Source organism: Roseateles asaccharophilus, from assembly GCF_004362405.1.
GTDB lineage: Bacteria > Pseudomonadota > Gammaproteobacteria > Burkholderiales > Burkholderiaceae_C > Kinneretia > Kinneretia asaccharophila.
In genome coordinates this window covers 146,594-162,629 of record NZ_SNXE01000005.1, presented here as the reverse complement: position 1 = coordinate 162,629, position 16,036 = coordinate 146,594, and the positions used below count along the sequence as shown (strand labels likewise).

The following is a 16,036-nucleotide window of genomic DNA, read 5'->3' as shown; positions in this document are numbered from 1 at the left end:
CTATCATGCTGCGCCGCAATAGACCCTAGGGAGAACATCCATGGCCGGCCCCGCCCCCTCGCGCCGCACCCCTCGCAAGAGCCCCAGCAGCAGCCAGCCCCCCGCGCTGATTCACAGCGACAACAGCTATCTGCAGCGGATCCTCAATGCCAAGGTGTACGAGGTGGCGATTGAAACCCCGCTGGACCAGGCCCGCAATCTGTCCAAGCGCCTGGGCAACAAGGTCTTCCTGAAGCGCGAGGACCAACAGCCCGTCTTCAGCTTCAAGCTGCGCGGCGCCTACAACAAGATGGCCCATCTCTCGCCCGAGGCGCGCGCCCAGGGCGTGATCTGCGCTTCGGCCGGCAACCACGCACAGGGCGTGGCACTGTCTGCCAAGCGATTGGGCTGCCGCGCCGTGATCGTGATGCCCGTCACCACACCCAAGGTCAAGATCGACGCCGTCCAGGCCCTGGGCGGCGAGGTGGTGCTGCACGGTGACAGCTTTACCGATGCCTATGGTCGCGCGCTGGAACTGGAACGTGAGCAGGGCCTGACCTTCGTCCATCCCTTCGACGACCCGGATGTGATCGCCGGCCAGGGCACCATCGCGCTGGAGATCCTGCGCCAGCACCCCGGCCCCATCGATGCCATCTTCGTGGCCATCGGCGGCGGCGGCCTGATCTCGGGCGTGGCGGCCTATATCAAAGCCGTGCGCCCGGAGATCAAGATCATCGGCGTGCAGACCAAGGATTCCGACGCCATGGCCCGCTCGGTCAAGGCCGGCAAGCGGGTGCAGCTGGCCGATGTGGGCCTGTTCTCCGACGGCACGGCCGTCAAGCTGGTGGGCGAGGAGACCTTCCGCATCACCAAGGCCCTGGTGGACGACTTCGTGATCGTGGACACCGACGCCGTCTGCGCCGCCATCAAGGATGTATTCGAGGACACGCGCAGCATCCTGGAGCCCGCCGGCGGCCTGGGCGTCGCCGCCATCAAGCAGTACGCGGCCCAGACCGGTGCCAAGGGTCAGACCTTCGTGGCCATCACCTGCGGCGCGAACATGAACTTCGACCGCCTGCGCTTCGTCGCCGAGCGGGCCGAGGTGGGCGAACAGCGTGAGGCCCTCTTTGCTGTCACGATCCCCGAGGAACGCGGCAGCTTTCTGCGCTTTTGCGAACTGCTCGGCCCGCGCAGCGTGACGGAGTTCAACTACCGCATTGCCGATGCCGAGTCAGCCCACATCTTCGTGGGCGTATCCATACAGAAGCGCGAGGAAGCCGCCAAGCTGGCCAAACTCTTCGTCAAGAACGGCTTCCCCACCCTGGACCTGACCGACAACGAGCTGGCCAAACAGCATTTGCGCCATATGGTGGGTGGACGGGGCGAACAGGCCAGACACGAGCGCCTGTATAGCTTCACCTTCCCCGAGCGCCCGGGCGCCTTGATGCGCTTTCTGTCGAGCATGCATCCGGACTGGAACATCAGCCTCTTCCACTACCGCAACCAGGGCGCGGACTATGGCCGCATCCTGGTGGGCATCGAAGTCCCACGGGGCGACAGCGCGGCCCTGCGCAGCTTTCTCGACTCCCTGCAGTACCCCTATCAGGACGAAAGTCAGAACCCGGTCTACAAGCTCTTCCTGCGCTGAGCCTCCCCCAAGGCCTTGGGGGGCATGCCGATGACGCAAGCGCCCGGCAGACCGCAAAATCCCGACTGCCATGCCCATCCACCAATCGCTGATCTCGCCCACCGCCAATCCCGAGCTGGAGAGGGCCCTGCGTGATCGCATAGACCGCCGCGCCGCCCTGGCCGGTGGACTGGGTGAGCTGGAACCGCTGGCCGTGCGGCTGGGTCTGGTTCAGGGCAGCCTCACCCCGCGCTTCAGCAACCCGGCACTGGCCTTGTTTGCGGCCGACCACGGCATGGCCGTGGATGGCATCGGTCTGCTTCATGGTCGCAGCAGCCGTGACCAGGCCTTGCTGGCGCTGAAGCAACGTCTGCCCCTGGCCGTGTTTGCCAAGCAGCAGGGCCTGGGCATGCATGTGGTGGACTGCGGCTTGGCCGACGCCCTGCTCCCCCACCCCCGCCTCTTGGCGCGCAAGATCGCTCATGGCACACGCAACGCCCGCAGCAGCGCGGCCATGAGCATGGAACAGGCCCATGCCGCCCTGCGCGTCGGCATGGAGATTGCCGACAATCTGGCCGGCAATGTGCTTGCCTGTGCCGGTCTGGGTCAGGGCTCACAGGAAAGTGCCGCCTTGCTGCTGTCCATGCTCAGCGGTCAGCCCTTGCGGGACTTCATCACCTCCGGCCCCGATATGCCGGCCGAGCAACAGGCGCATCTGCTGCAGATTCTCGGTGTGGCCAAGGCCCGCCACCGCGACCTTCAGGAGCCCCTGGACGTTCTGGCAGCGGTGGGCGGCTACGAGATCGCCGTGATGGTCGGCGCCATGCTGGTGGCCGCCAGCAAGCGCCACCTCATCATCGTCGACGGCATGGCCGCCTGCGCAGCCCTGCGCGTGGCCGCGCTGATCGCCGCCCCTGTCACGGACTATGCGGTCTTCTGTCGCAGCCACAGCCATCGCGGACTGGATGAGGCCCTGGCCCAGTTCCATGCCTCGGCCCTGCTGGAGCTGGGCATGGAAGGCCAGGATGGCACGGGCGCCGCGCTGGCCTGGCCCCTGATCCGTTGCGCCGCATCCCTGCTCAGCGATCTTCACGACCTCGCCGAGCACCCGCCGCATAGCGGCCCGGGCCATAGCGACTCCAACCCCCTGCCCCTGCTGACCGAGGCCGTCACCCCGCCCCGACCCATGTTCTGAAACCGGGGCGCTGCAGCGCCGGCGACCGAAGCTCAGCGCGTCGCGGCCTCGCGCACCGACTGACCCGGCGCGGGCAGCACTTCGGTGCCCGAGTGCTGCGCCGGCGCCACCGGCTGCCCATCCACCAGACCCGGCGTGGCCGCGGGCGGGGCACCGCCTGGGGGCGGCTGCCAGCCCGCGCCGGGCTGTGCCGGAGGCAGCGTGCCCGTGGCCGCCGGCATCGGAGGGCTGAGGGTCAGGCGCACCCGCACAAGCCCCTGGCTGCCCAGCGAAGCCGATTGACGATCCAGTGCCAGCAGGCGCAAATCGCCCTCGACCACGCCACCGACCCGCACCGGCCGCGGCGGCGCACCGTCCACCGAGATCACGGCAACACCCTCGGTGTCATGGCGTTCGGCATGACGCGGCGCCACCAGGCCCAACAGGCGAAAACGCGCATCGGCGGGCGCCTGGGCCTGCGGCATCTCTGCCGGGGCTGCGGCGCTGCCCAGCAGCCGCCCCAGGTCCGCCCGCAGCGCGGGCGCAGCCTGGGCCGACACCGCCTGGGCCGGCACGGGCAAGGGGCGGGACAGCAGCCTCAGCCCCCAGAAGACGGCCAGCCCCGCCAGCAGGGCCCAGACCAGAAAAGCCAATATTCGCGCAAGCATGCGGCGATTATGATTCAGCGAAATTACTCTTTCCCGCCCGCAGCAATGCACGCAAACCATATTGAGCGACCCCGCCGCGCGCGCGGCTTCACCCTGATCGAGCTGCTGGTGGTGCTGGTCATCATCGGCGTGCTGGCCGCCCTGGTCGTGCCCAATGTGCTGGACCGCGCCGATGACGCCCGAGTGACCGCCGCCCGCACCGATGTCAACAACCTGATGCAAGCGCTCAAGCTCTACAAGCTGGACAACCAGCGCTTCCCAAGCGCCGAGCAAGGCCTGGAGGCTCTGGTGCGCAAGCCCAGCAGCGGCCCCATCCCGGCCAACTGGAAGCCCTATGTGGAGAAGCTGCCCAATGACCCCTGGGGCCGCCCCTACCAGTACGCCAATCCTGGCGTGAAGGGCGAGATCGATGTCTACAGCCTGGGCGCCGACGGCCGCCCGGGCGGCGAGGGCAAGGACGCCGATATCGGGTCCTGGCAATAGTGGCATCTCCCCTGCCGCTTGCTGTGGCATGCGCGCGGAGCAGCCGGACCGGCTCGGGCGCCGAGCGAGGTTTCACCCTGATCGAGCTCCTGGTAGTCGTGGCCCTGATCGCGATTGCGGCGGCCACGATCAGCCTGGGCCTGCGCGACCCGGCCACCGCGCAGCTGGAACGCGAGGGCGAGCGCCTGGCCGCCCTGTTCGAGAGCGCCAGGGCCGAGGCGCGCGCCTCGGGCCTGGCGGTTCGCTGGCGGCCGGTGGCCGATGACAGCAGCGGCGCCCAGTTCCGCTTCGAGGGCCTGCCCGAGCGCATGGCCCTGCCCAGCCGCTGGTTGGGCGAGCCGGTCGCGGTGGACATCCTGGGCGGGGCCGGCGCCGTGGTGCTGGGGCCGGAGCCGGTGATCGGCGCGCAGCGCCTGCGCCTGAGCTTGGGTGCGCAAAGCCTGACCCTGGCGACCGACGGCCTGGGGCCGTTCTCCCCCCAGTACGAGGACAGCCGCCGATGAATCGCCGCCGACATTCCGCGCAGGGCTTCACCCTGATTGAGGTGCTGGTGGCCCTGGCCATTGTGGGCATCACCCTGGCTGCGGGTCTGAAGGCGGCCAGCGCATTGACCGACAACGCGGAACGTCTGGCCCTGGTGAGCGCCGCGCAATGGTGCGCCGAAAACCAGCTGGTGGAGCTGCGCCTGAGCCGGCAGTTTCCCGGCGTGGGCGAACAGGACTTCGCTTGCCGGCAGCTCGGCCGCGATTACCAGGGCCGCCTGCTGGTCAGCCCGACACCCAACCCCAACTTCCGGCGGGTGGATGCACGTATCGCAAGCGCCGAGGGCCAGCCCCTGCTCGCCATCTCGACCATCCTGGGACGCTTTTGATGCGGCACGCTCCGGCCACATTCCGGCGCCCTGGCGGCTTCACGCTGGTAGAGGTGCTGGTCGCCCTCCTGATCATGGCCGTGATCGCCGTGCTGGGCTGGCGCGGCATTGACGGCATGCTGCGCGCCCGCGAGATCAGCCAGGCCAGCCTGCTGCGCAGCGAGCGGCTGCAGGCGGTGCTGGTGCAATGGGAGCTGGACCTGCGCCTGCTGCAGGACAGCGAGCTGGCTCGGGTTCCGGCCCTGGCCTTCGACGGCAATGCCCTGCGCCTGACGCGCCGCCAGGCGCAGGGCCTGCAGCTGGTGGTCTGGCGACTGCGCGAGGGTGCTTTGTACCGCTGGGAAAGCCAGCCCCTGCAAGGTCAGCAGGCCTTGATCGAAGCCTTCAGCCGCAGCCAGCAAGGCCTGGAGAGCCCGGGCCGCGAGATCCGCATGCTGGAGGGCCTGAGTGCCTGGCAGATGTTCTTCTTCCGCGGCAATGCCTGGAGCAACGCCCAGTCCAGCGATGACCTGGCGCCCGCCCCCGGCACGGCGGCCTCCGGTCCCGGCGCAGGCAGCAGCGTGCGTGTGCTGCCGGCCGGCGTGCGCATGCTGCTGCAGTTCAGCGAGTCCGGAGAGCTGACGCGCCAGGTTTTGCTGGGGGGGCAGCCATGAGCCGCCTGGGCACAGGGCGCCGGAAACAGCGGGGTGCAGCCCTGCTCACGGCCATGCTCATCGTCAGCCTGGTGGCCAGCCTGGCCGGTGCCATGGTGTGGCGCCAGTACCGGGCGGTGCAGATCGAGGCCGCCGAACGCGCCCGCGCCCAGTCCGCCTGGATCCTGCAAGGTGCCCTGGACTGGGCGCGCCTGATCCTGCGCGAAGACGCCCGCGCCAATCGCAGCGAGCCCGTCGATCACCTGGGCGAGATCTGGGCCGTGCCCCTGGCGGAAGCCCGGCTGTCCACCTTTTTGGCGGCGGATCGCAACAACAACAGCGCAGCGGACGAGGGGCCGGAGGCCTTTCTCTCGGGCAGCCTCGCAGACGCCCAGGCCCAGTACAACCTGCGCAACCTCTTGCGCGCCGCCGATCCGGCGCTGGAGCTGCGGACGCTGGAGCGCCTGTGCGAGAGCGCCGGCCTGCCTGCCGACACGGCCGCACGCATCAACACCGCCCTGCGGCAAGCTTTTGCCGAGGGCGGCGAGAACACCGGGGCCGACGCCCCCCTGCGCCCGCAGAGCCTGGAGCAGCTGCAATGGCTGGGCTTGCCCGCCGAGAGCGTGGAGCGCCTGCGCCCCCTGCTGACCCTGCTGCCCACCCCGACACCGGTCAACCTCAATACCGCGCCGCGTGAGGTGATCGCCGCCCTCTTCGACGGCATGGATCTGGCCACGGCCCAGCGCATGGTGCAGCAGCGCCAGAACAGTCCGCTGCGCAGCCTCGATGAAGCCCGAACCCAGCTGCCCAGCAGCATCGTGCTGAGCGCCGAGCGCGCCTCCGTGGCCAGCAGCCATTTCATCGTCAGCGGGCGCCTGCGGCTGGAAGAACGGGTGCTCGAGGAGCGCTCCTTGATACGGCGCCGGGATCTGGAAATGCAGGTCATCAGCCGCGAACGCAGCCAGCTGCAGCTCAAGGCCGGGCGCTGAAGCCGGGCGCCATCCCGCAAGCGTCACGCCCTACTCCTAGAATGCGTCACCCATCATGAGCACCCTCATCCTCCTCCTGCCTCAGCGCAGCCGCCTGCGAGCCCAGGGTCACAGCGGCGAGCCGCGCGCCGACACGGGCCGGGAATTCAGCTTTGTGCTCAGCGCCGACGGCCGCCATGTGCAGGCCCAGGGCCGTGCGCCAGCGGCCCAGCTGCCGCGTGCCGACATGGTGCTGGCGGTACCGGCCGAGGCCGATATCTCCTGGCAAGCCCTGACCCTGCCGCGCGTGCCGCGCGGCAAGCTGCGGGCCGCGCTGTGCGGTCTGCTTGAGGAACAGGTGCTCGAAGATACCGAGCAGCTGCACTTCGCCCTGCCCGCCGAGGCCCAGCCTCAGCAAGCCTGCTGGGTGGCGGTCTGCCATGGCGCCTGGCTCAAGGAGCTGCTGACCGAGCTGGAACAAGCCCAGGTCTTCGTGGACCGACTCGTGCCGCTGTCCTGGCCGGGCGAGCCGGCGCAGGCCCATTTCGTGGACAGCCCCCAAGGCCTGCTGCTGCGCTGGAGCCATGCCCAGGGCGCCAGCACCCTGAGCCTGAGTGGCAGCCTGGCCCGCGACCTCTTCACCCCCGAAACCACGCAGGCCACGCGCTGGACGGCGGCCCCGGGCTGCGTGGCGGCCGCCGAGCGCTGGCTGGGCAGCGCGGTGGCGGCACAAACCGATGCCGAGCGCGCCCTGCGCGTGCTGCAAAGCCCCTGGGATCTGCGCCAGTTCGAGCTCAGCCCGCGCACCCGCGGCACCCGCGCCCTGCGCGAGCTCTGGCGCGAGTTCATGACACCGCGCTGGCGCCCGGTGCGCTGGGGGCTGGCCGGCCTGGCTGCCGTGCAGCTGCTGGGCCTGAATCTCTGGGCCTGGCAGCAGAACCGACAGATCGACGAGCGCCGCGCCGCCCTGGAACAAACGCTGCGCAGCGCGCACCCGCAGGTCCGCGCCATACTCGACGCGCCGGTCCAGATGAGGCGCGAAACCGAGCTGCTGCGCGCCAGCGCCGGCCGGCCCGGCGAACAGGATCTGGAAACCCTGCTGGCTGCGGCCGCCACCGCCTGGCCGCCCGAGCGTGGCCCGGTGGAGGCCCTGAGCTTCGAGACCGGCCGGCTGCAGCTCTCGGCGCAGGGCTGGTCCGAGGCCCAGATCGAGCAATTCCGCCGTCAGCTGGAGAGCGAGGGCTGGCAACTCACCGTCAGCGAAGGCCGCCTGAGCCTGAGCCGGGCCCGCACCCTATGAACAAGCCCCGAAACGCCGCACAAAGCTCATTGGCACAGGCGCTCGCGCCGCTGCGCGCCCACTGGCAGAGCCTGGGGGCGCGAGAGCGTCAGGCCCTGCAACTGGCCGCACTGGCCCTGGGCCTGCTGCTGCTGTGGACCGCGCTGCTGGCGCCCGCCCTGCGCGTGCTGCGCGACGCCCCCCAGCAACTGGCCCAGCTCGACGCCCAGCTGCAGCAGATGCAGGCTCAGGCGCTGGAAGCCCAGGAGCTGCGGCAGCAAGCCCCGGTCGCGCCCGCTCAGGCGCGCCAGGCCCTGGAGTCCGCCAGCGCCCATCTGGGCGAAGCCGCGCGGCTGAGCATCACCGGCGACCGTGCGGTGCTCACACTCAACGGGCTCGATGCCACGTCGCTGCAGACCTGGCTGGGTGAGGTGCGCAGCGCGGCGCGCGCCCGACCGGTGGAGGCCAGCCTTCAGCGCGGCCCCAAGGGCTATAGCGGCACCATCGTGCTGGCCCTGGGAACGGGGGCGCCATGATCCGCCGCTGGGTGATCGCCGGAAGCACCGTGGGCGCCCTGCTGGCCCTGCTGACCCAGGCCCCCGCCCATTGGCTGGCCCAGGGCCTGCACCGCGCCAGCCAGGGGCATCTGCAGCTGGCCGAGACCCGTGGCACCGTCTGGGACGGCTCCGGCCTGCTGGTGCTTGGCGGCGGTGCCGGCAGCCGCGATGCCAGCGTGCTGCCGGATCGGCTGGAGTGGCGTCTGGGCCTGCAAGGCCTGGGCGTGGTGCTGAAGCTGCGCCAGGCCTGCTGCATCAAGGGCGAACTCGGGCTGCTGCTCAAGCCCGAGTCCGGGCGCCTGAGCCTGAGCCTGCCCCATCAAGCCGCCGCGGGGGACTGGCTGGCCCGTTTCCCGGCCGCCTGGCTGGGCGGACTGGGCACGCCCTGGAACACCTTGCAGCTGGGCGGCGGCCTGCGCCTGTCGGCCCGCGACTTCAGCCTGGACTGGACCCAGGGCCGCTGGCAGCCCCGCGGCCAGCTGGATCTGGACTTCATCAACCTCAGCTCTCGCGTGGCCACCCTCGCGCCGCTGGGCAGCTACCGTTTCAGCCTCATCGCACCCCTGGGCCAAGCCGGCCCGGCTTCGCTGCAACTCAGCACGCTGGAGGGCGCCCTGCTGCTCAGCGGCCAGGGCAGCCTGGGCCCCACACGACTGCGCTTCCAGGGCGAGGCGCGTGCGGCGCCCGAGCGCGAGATCGCCTTGAACAATCTCCTGAACATCATCGGACGCCGCGAGGGTGCGCGCTCCCTTATATCGATCGGATAAGAGCATGAACGCCAAGCTCCTGCCCCTGCTGGTTTCCCTCTCGGCCCTGGCGCCGCTGCCGCAGGCCGTCCAGGCCCAGGCCAGCCGCGGCCCGGCCCTCAAGGCCCAGACCCCGGTGACCCTGAACTTCGTGAATGCCGACATCGAGGCCGTCACCCGTGCCATGGGCGCCATGATGGACCGCCAGTTCCTGGTGGACCCGCGGGTCAAGGGCCAGATCACGCTCTACAGCGAGCAGCCCATGAGCGTGCGCGAGGCCTATCTGAGCTATCTGGCCGGCCTGCGCGGCCTGGGCTTCACGGTGGTGGAGGCCGGTGGCCTCTACAAGGTGGTGCCCGAGGCCGATGCCAAGCTGCAGACCGGCGGCGTGGTCGTGGGCAACGAGGGCAGCAAGCAGCGGGGCGACCAGATCCTCACCCAGGTCTACAAGCTCAACCACGAGAACGCCAACAATCTGGTGGCGGTGCTGCGGCCCCTGATCAGCCCCAACAACACCATCAATGCCAACCCGGGCAACAACAGCCTGGTGATCACCGACTACGCCGAGAACCTGCAGCGGATCTCGCGCATCATCGCCGCCATGGACACGCCGGCCAGCACCGACCTGGAGGTGGTGCCGCTCAAGCATGCGGTGGCCTCGGACCTGGCGGCCCTGGTGCAGAAGCTGGCAGAGGGCGGCGGCGGCACGGCCGCGCCGGGCGTTGCGGCCGGCGGTGGCGTCAGCGTGCTGGCCGATCCGCGCAGCAATGCCCTGATCCTGCGCGCGCCCAACCCAGCACGTCTGGCCGCACTGCGCGCCATGATTGCCAAGCTGGACCAGCCCGGCATGGACAACAACGCCGCCGGCAATATCCGCGTGGTCTATCTCAAGAACGCGGACGCGGTGAAGCTGGCCACTGTGCTGCGCGCCGCCTTTGGCAGCGCGGGCGGTGGCGCGGGCGCCGGCAGCAGTTCGGGCGGCCTTGGTGGCTCCAGCCTGGGCGGGAGTGGCCTGAGCGGCATGGCCGGCAATGCCGGCAGCACGGGCCTGGGCGGGGCCACCGGCATGAGCAGCGCCAACAGCAGCGGCAACCAGGGCTCGGCGGCGGCCACCACCCCCGTGGCGGCATCGGCCAGCCCCTCCACCGGCGGCTTCATCCAGGCCGACCCGGCCACCAACTCCCTGATCATCACCGCCCCGGAACCGCTGTACCGTCAGATCCGCGCCGCCATCGACCAGCTCGATGGCCGCCGCGCCCAGATCTATGTGGAGTCCATGATCGTCAAGGTGGACGCCAGCAAGATGGGCCAGTTCGGCGTGCAGTGGCAGGGCATCAGCGGCAACAAGGGTGACTCCACCATTGGCGGCATCGGCACCAACTTCGGCAGCGGCAACCAGAACATCATCAATCTCTCGGCGGCCGTGGCCCAGGGGCGCACGGGCATAGGCACCGCCCTCGGTGCCGGCGGTTTCCCCCAGGGCATGAACTTCGGCGTGCTGCAGAAGATCGGCGACTTCTACACCCTGGGTGCCATTGCCAACTTCCTGGAGGCCAATACCGGGGCCAACATCCTCTCCACACCCAATCTGGTGGCGCTGGACAACGAAGAGGCCAAGATCGTGATCGGCCAGAACGTGCCCTTCGTCACCGGCAGCTTCACCAACACCGGCACCGGCACCGGCGCGGTCAATCCCTTCCAGACCATTGAGCGCAAGGACGTGGGCCTGACCCTGCGCATCCGCAGCCAGATCGGCGAAGGCGGCACGGTACGCATGACGATCTACCAGGAAAACTCCGCCGTGATTGCCAGCACCAGCAGCTCGGGCTCGGGGCCGACCACGGACAAGAGCGCCATCGAGACCACGGTGGTGGTGGATGACGGCCAGATCATGGTGCTGGGCGGCCTGCTCAAGGATGAGTACCAGGACGGCGACGACCGGGTGCCCGGCCTCTCCAACATCCCCCTGGTGGGTAATCTCTTCAAGAGCCAGAACCGCAAGCGCGTGAAGTCCAATCTGATGGTCTTTCTGCGCCCCGTGGTGATGCGCGACCAGAAGAGCCTGGACCAGCTGACCCTGGACCGCTACGAGAGCATCCGCGCCAACCAGCAGTCCGCCCAGCCGCGCGCCAATGCCGTGCTGCCGGACACCGGCGCGCCGGTGCTGCCGGCCCTGCCGGGCACCGTGCCCGCCACGGTGCCGGGGCGTGCTCCGGTGGGCAACTGAGGACGCACGCCATGGCCATGCGTCACCCCCTGCCCTACGCCTACGCCAAGGCCCATGCAGTACTGCTGGAGGACGATGGCAGCCAGCTCACCCTCTGGGCCTCGCCCGAGGTGGCCCTGTCCACCCTGGGCGAAATCCAGCGCCTGTACGCCCTGGACCGCATGGAGCATGAAGCCCCGGCCACCCTGGTCGATCGCATCAACGCCGCCTATGCCGGCGGCGAGTCCAGCGCCGCCCTGGTGGTGGGCGAGGTGGAGAGCGCGGTGGACCTCTCGCGCATGATGCAGGACCTGCCCGCGGTGGAAGACCTGCTGGAGGCGGCCAACGACGCCCCCATCATCCGCATGCTCAACGCCCTGCTGACCCAGGCCGCCAAGGATGGGGCCAGCGACATCCATATCGAGCCCTACGAGCGCGCCAGCTCGGTGCGCTTTCGCGTGGACGGCACCCTGCGCGAGGTGGTGCAGCCCAAGCGCGGCCTGCATGCCGCCCTGATCTCGCGCCTGAAGATCATGGCCGAGCTGGACATCGCCGAAAAGCGCCTGCCGCAGGACGGCCGCATCTCGCTGCGCATCGGCGGCCGCGCCATCGATGTGCGCGTCTCCACCCTGCCCTCGGCCCATGGCGAGCGCGCGGTGCTGCGCCTCTTGGACAAGACCGAATCCAAGTTCACGCTGGAAGGCCTGGGCATGAGCGGCGATGTGCTGGCCGCCTTTAAGCAGCTGGTGCAGCAACCGCACGGCATCGTGCTGGTCACCGGCCCCACCGGCTCGGGCAAGACTACCAGCCTCTACGCCTCGTTGCAGACCGTGGACACCAGCACCACCAATGTGCTGACGGTGGAAGACCCCATCGAGTACGAGCTGCCCGGCATCGGCCAGACCCAGGTCAATGCCAAGATCGATCTCAGCTTCGCCAAGGCCCTGCGCGCCATCCTGCGCCAGGACCCGGACGTGATCATGATCGGTGAGATCCGCGACTACGAGACGGCGCAGATCGCCATCCAGGCCTCGCTCACCGGCCACCTGGTGCTGGCCACCCTGCACACCAATGATGCGCCCAGCGCCGTCACCCGCCTGATGGACATGGGTGTGGAGCCTTTCTTGCTCAGCTCCAGCCTGCTGGGCGTGCTGGCCCAGCGCCTGGTGCGCAAGCTCTGCCCCGACTGCAAGCGCCAGGGCCCCGACGGCCACTGGCACCCCGTGGGCTGCCCCAGCTGCGGCCACACCGGCTACCGCGGCCGCACCGGCGTCTACGAGCTGATGACGGTGGACGAGGAGCTGCGCGCCCTGATCCACGAACGCGCCGCCGAGGGCGCGCTGGCCGCCGCCGCCCGCGGCAAGGGCCTGCGCTCCATGCGCGAGGACGGCGAGCGCCTGATCGAGGCCGGCATCACCTCGGCCGAAGAGGTGCTGCGCGTCACGCGGGACTGAGCATGAGTACACGCCCCCACGCTCACTGCCGACGCGGCCCCACGAGGGGGCATTGATATGCCCGCCTTCAAGTACGAAGCCCTGAGCCCCGAAGGCCGCAGCAGCAGCGGCCTGCTGGAAGCCGACAACGCCCGCGCCGCGCGTGCCCAGCTGCGCAGCAAGGGCCTGGTGCCACTGGCGGTGGAGGCCGTGGAGCAACAAGGGGCCGAGACCGGGCCGGGCATGAGCTTCATGCGCCGGCGCGTCTTCGGCGCCACCGGCCTGGCCGTATGGACCCGCCAACTCGCGGGCCTGGTGGGCTCGGGCCTGCCCATCGAGCGCGCACTCACCGCCCTGGCCGACGAGGCCGAGGACCCGCGCCAGGCCGAGCTGCTGGCCCAGCTCCGGGCCGAGGTCAATGCCGGCTCGCCCTTCGCGCGTGCCCTGGCCAGCGCGCCGCGCGAGTTCGACGAGGTCTACCGCGCCGTGGTCGCCGCCGGCGAGCAGAGCGGCGCCCTGGGCGCGGTGCTGGAGCGCCTGGCCGACGATCTGGAACAGCGCCAGGAGCTGCGCGCCAAGCTAATCGGCGCCATGGCCTACCCGGCCATCGTCTCCCTGATCGCGGTGCTGATCGTGATCTTTCTGGTCAGCTATGTGGTGCCGCAGATCGCCAGCGTCTTTACCAGCAGCAAGCGCGCCCTGCCTCTGCTGACCGTGGTGATGCTGGGCTTCAGCGATTTCGTGCGCCACTGGGGCTGGGCCCTGCTGGCGGCCCTGGTGGCCGGCCTGAGCGGCCTGAGCTGGGCCCTGCGCCGCAGCCCGGCTTTCCGCGAACGCTTCGACGCCGGCCTGCTGCGCCTGCCCCTGCTGGGCCGCCTGGCCCGCGGCTACAACGGCGCTCGCTTTGCCGCCACCCTGGCCATGCTGGCCGGCGCCGGCGTGCCCATCCTTAAGGCCCTGCAGGCCGCGGCCGAGACCCTGTCAAACCGCGCCATGCGTGCCGACGCACTGGACGCCCTGGTGCAGGTGCGCGAGGGCGCGCCGCTGGGCGCGGCCCTGGCGGGCAAGAAGCGCTTTCCCGGCATCCTGGCCATGTTCGCCCGCCTGGGCGAGCAGACCGGTCAGCTGCCCCAGATGCTGGAGCGTGCCGCGCGCCAGCTGGGCGCCGAGGTGCAGCGCCGCGCCATGGCCGCCGCCACCCTGCTGGAACCCCTGCTCATCGTGGCCATGGGCGGCCTGGTGATGATGATCGTGCTGGCCGTGCTGCTGCCCATCATCCAGCTCAATACCTGGGTGAAGTAGGGACTACACCAAGTCCTCAAAGCCGGTAATCCTCAGCAGTTCAGGGCTTTTTCCTACACCGCGCGCGGGCGGCTTTTGCTTGAATGGAGCCAGGCCCCGAGGCCGCACGGGGTCAGGAGAGTCGCCATGAGCAGCCCCCGTCATGCCATTGCCTGCATCGCCCCGCGCATCCCGATTGCGCAGATGCGCAGCGTGTTCAGCGTTGCCGAGGTCGAGCGCAAGCTCGCCAAGCTGCCGGAGCGTGAGCACGAGTCCCTGCGCGGCACCTACCAGCGCATGCTGGAGAAAGGGCCGCAGCGCTTCCAGGTCAAGCCCTCGGGCCTGCCGGCTATGAACGAGCTCTACGAGGATCTGCCCAACTTCCACCCGGTGCTGGACGATGTGCGGCGCCAGATCGCCCTGTGCGAGGACAGCGGGGACGCGCTGGAGATCACGCCCCTGCTGCTGCTGGGACCGCCCGGCGTGGGCAAGACCCATTTCGCCCGCCAGCTGGCCCAGCTGCTGGGCACGGGCATGGGCTTTGTGTCCATGAGCTCCATGACCGCGGGCTGGATACTCTCCGGCGCCTCCAGCCAGTGGAAGGGCGCGCGCCCCGGCAAGGTCTTCGAGGCCCTGGTGGACGGCGACTATGCCAACCCCGTGATGGTGGTGGACGAGATCGACAAGGCCGGTGCCGAGGCCGCCTACGACCCGCTGGGTTCGCTCTACAGCCTGCTGGAGCACGACACCGCGGGTAGCTTCACCGACGAGTTTGCCGAGGTGGCGGTGGATGCCAGCCAGGTGATCTGGGTGGCCACGGCCAATGATGCGCGAGGCATTCCCGATCCCATCCTGAACCGGGTGAATGTGTACGAGATCGAGGCCCCCGACTTCGAGGCCGCCCGCCGCATCGCCCTGCGCCTGTACCAGGGCCTGCGCGCCCAGCACGATTGGGGCCGTCGCTTCGACGAGGAGCCCTCGGACGCGGTGCTGGAACGCATGGCCGAGCTGGCTCCGCGCGAGATGCGCCGCGCCTGGATGACGGCCTTCGGCAATGCCAAGCTGGCGCAGCGCGGCACGGTGCTGTGCGAGGACCTGCCCGAGGCCGGCGGCAAGCGCGGCCCCATGGGTTTCATCCAGTAGGCGCTTGTCTCTATGATGGGCGCCTATGCCCATCTCCCTGGACGGCCGCCTGGTGGTGGCAATTTCCTCGCGCGCCCTCTTTGATTTCGAGGCCGAGAACGAGCTCTTCGAGGCCGGCGACGACCGGGCCTATATGGCCCTGCAGCAGCAGCGCCTGGACACACCCGCCACGCCCGGCGTGGCCTTCTCCCTGGTGCGCAAGCTGCTGGGCTTCAACGAGGCCGGGCGACCGCCGCGGGTGGAGGTGGTGGTGCTCTCGCGCAATGACCCGATCTCGGGCATGCGGGTCTTCAAATCGGCCCAGCACTACGGCCTGGGCATCGAGCGCGGCGTGTTCACCCGGGGCCAGAGCCCCTGGCGCTATCTGCGGCCGCTCAATGCCCAGCTCTTTCTCTCGACCAATGAGGCGGATGTGCGCTCGGCCCTGGCGGCCGGCGTGGCGGCGGCGCGGGTGCATCCGCAGTCGGCCCGGGCCTCGGAGGCGCATCCGCGCGAGCTGCGCATCGCCTTCGACGGCGACGCCGTGCTGTTCTCGGACGAGGCCGAACAGGTCTTCCAGAGCGCCGGGCTGGACGCCTTCCAGGCCCATGAGCGCGAGCGCGTGCTCACGCCCCTGCCGGCCGGGCCCTTCAAGCCGGTGCTGGCCGCCCTGCACGCCCTGCAGCAGGACCGCGAGGACGCGATGAGCATACGCACCGCCCTGGTCACGGCGCGCAGCGCCCCGGCTCACGAGCGCGCCCTGCGCACCCTGATGGACTGGCAGATCGAGGTGGACGAGGCCATGTTCCTGGGCGGCCTGCCCAAGGGCGAATTCCTGCGCGAGTTCGAGCCCGACTTCTTCTTCGACGACCAGATCGGCCATGTGGAAAGCGCCCTGGCCCATGTGCCCGCCGGCCATGTGGCGGCCGGTGTGAAGAACCACTGAGCCGGAAAAAACCACGCTTCGCGCGCCGCGGCTCCGGCAATCAGACCGGGTTTCCCCTAGGATT

General features: G+C 69.8%; 16 protein-coding genes. 15 read left to right on the top strand and 1 reads right to left on the bottom strand.

Features of this window, described 5'->3' with window-relative positions:
- Positions 1 to 40: 40 nt before the first annotated feature.
- Both ilvA and DFR39_RS12605 read left to right on the top strand, forming a co-directional pair.
- Positions 41 to 1,627 (top strand): threonine ammonia-lyase, biosynthetic, encoded by a 1,587-nt coding sequence (ilvA, locus tag DFR39_RS12610; protein ID WP_133603928.1) that lies wholly within the window; start codon positions 41 to 43, stop codon positions 1,625 to 1,627.
- A 70-nt stretch (positions 1,628 to 1,697) separates the two neighbouring features.
- Positions 1,698 to 2,801, top strand: coding sequence for a nicotinate-nucleotide--dimethylbenzimidazole phosphoribosyltransferase (locus DFR39_RS12605; RefSeq protein WP_133603927.1), 1,104 nt, complete (start codon positions 1,698 to 1,700; stop codon positions 2,799 to 2,801).
- A gap of 32 nt (positions 2,802 to 2,833) precedes the next feature.
- On the opposite strand, the gene DFR39_RS12600 is transcribed toward DFR39_RS12605, so the two are convergent.
- Entirely contained in the window at positions 2,834 to 3,448 is a 615-nt protein-coding gene (locus DFR39_RS12600) for a hypothetical protein (RefSeq protein WP_133603926.1), read from the bottom strand.
- A 45-nt stretch (positions 3,449 to 3,493) separates the two neighbouring features.
- On the opposite strand from DFR39_RS12600, the gene gspG reads away from it, so the two are divergent.
- The 13 genes from gspG (at position 3,494) to DFR39_RS12535 (ending at position 15,972) form a co-directional block, all read left to right on the top strand.
- A complete protein-coding gene (gene gspG, locus DFR39_RS12595; RefSeq protein ID WP_162849518.1) occupies positions 3,494 to 3,931 on the top strand; it encodes a type II secretion system major pseudopilin GspG in 438 nt (145 codons plus the stop codon).
- A gap of 23 nt (positions 3,932 to 3,954) precedes the next feature.
- The gene (locus tag DFR39_RS12590; protein ID WP_133603924.1) at positions 3,955 to 4,434 is read left to right on the top strand and encodes a prepilin-type N-terminal cleavage/methylation domain-containing protein; all 480 of its coding nucleotides are present in this window, start codon (positions 3,955 to 3,957) and stop codon (positions 4,432 to 4,434) included.
- Entirely contained in the window at positions 4,431 to 4,802 is a 372-nt protein-coding gene (gene gspI, locus DFR39_RS12585; RefSeq protein WP_133603923.1) for a type II secretion system minor pseudopilin GspI, read from the top strand. The genes DFR39_RS12590 and gspI overlap by 4 nt, the downstream gene beginning before the upstream one ends.
- Positions 4,802 to 5,455 carry a type II secretion system protein GspJ gene (locus DFR39_RS12580; protein ID WP_133603922.1) on the top strand — a complete coding sequence of 218 codons (654 nt, stop codon included), beginning with the start codon at positions 4,802 to 4,804 and terminating at the stop codon, positions 5,453 to 5,455. The genes gspI and DFR39_RS12580 overlap by 1 nt, the downstream gene beginning before the upstream one ends.
- Positions 5,452 to 6,423: a type II secretion system minor pseudopilin GspK gene (gspK, locus tag DFR39_RS12575; protein ID WP_133603921.1), complete on the top strand. Its 972-nt coding sequence runs from the start codon at positions 5,452 to 5,454 to the stop codon at positions 6,421 to 6,423. Before DFR39_RS12580 ends, gspK begins: the two co-directional genes overlap by 4 nt.
- 55 nt (positions 6,424 to 6,478) lie before the next feature.
- Positions 6,479 to 7,702, top strand: a complete 1,224-nt coding sequence (gene gspL / locus DFR39_RS12570) for a type II secretion system protein GspL (protein ID WP_133603920.1) — start codon at positions 6,479 to 6,481, stop codon at positions 7,700 to 7,702.
- Positions 7,699 to 8,217, top strand: coding sequence for a type II secretion system protein GspM (gspM, locus tag DFR39_RS12565; RefSeq protein ID WP_133603919.1), 519 nt, complete (start codon positions 7,699 to 7,701; stop codon positions 8,215 to 8,217). Before gspL ends, gspM begins: the two co-directional genes overlap by 4 nt.
- On the top strand, positions 8,214 to 9,005 hold the full coding sequence (gene gspN / locus DFR39_RS12560) for a type II secretion system protein N (RefSeq protein ID WP_133603918.1): 792 nt from the start codon (positions 8,214 to 8,216) through the stop codon (positions 9,003 to 9,005). The genes gspM and gspN overlap by 4 nt, the downstream gene beginning before the upstream one ends.
- Before the next feature lie 4 nt (positions 9,006 to 9,009).
- Positions 9,010 to 11,211, top strand: coding sequence for a type II secretion system secretin GspD (gspD, locus tag DFR39_RS12555; protein WP_133603917.1), 2,202 nt, complete (start codon positions 9,010 to 9,012; stop codon positions 11,209 to 11,211).
- An 11-nt stretch (positions 11,212 to 11,222) separates the two neighbouring features.
- Entirely contained in the window at positions 11,223 to 12,644 is a 1,422-nt protein-coding gene (gene gspE / locus DFR39_RS12550) for a type II secretion system ATPase GspE (protein ID WP_133603916.1), read from the top strand.
- A gap of 57 nt (positions 12,645 to 12,701) precedes the next feature.
- Complete coding sequence (gspF, locus tag DFR39_RS12545; RefSeq protein ID WP_133603915.1) at positions 12,702 to 13,925, top strand: type II secretion system inner membrane protein GspF; 1,224 nt, start codon at positions 12,702 to 12,704, stop codon at positions 13,923 to 13,925.
- 126 nt (positions 13,926 to 14,051) lie between these two features.
- Positions 14,052 to 15,047: an AAA family ATPase gene (locus DFR39_RS12540; RefSeq protein ID WP_133603914.1), complete on the top strand. Its 996-nt coding sequence runs from the start codon at positions 14,052 to 14,054 to the stop codon at positions 15,045 to 15,047.
- A 25-nt stretch (positions 15,048 to 15,072) separates the two neighbouring features.
- Positions 15,073 to 15,972: a 5'-nucleotidase gene (locus DFR39_RS12535; protein WP_133603913.1), complete on the top strand. Its 900-nt coding sequence runs from the start codon at positions 15,073 to 15,075 to the stop codon at positions 15,970 to 15,972.
- Positions 15,973 to 16,036: the final 64 nt, after the last annotated feature.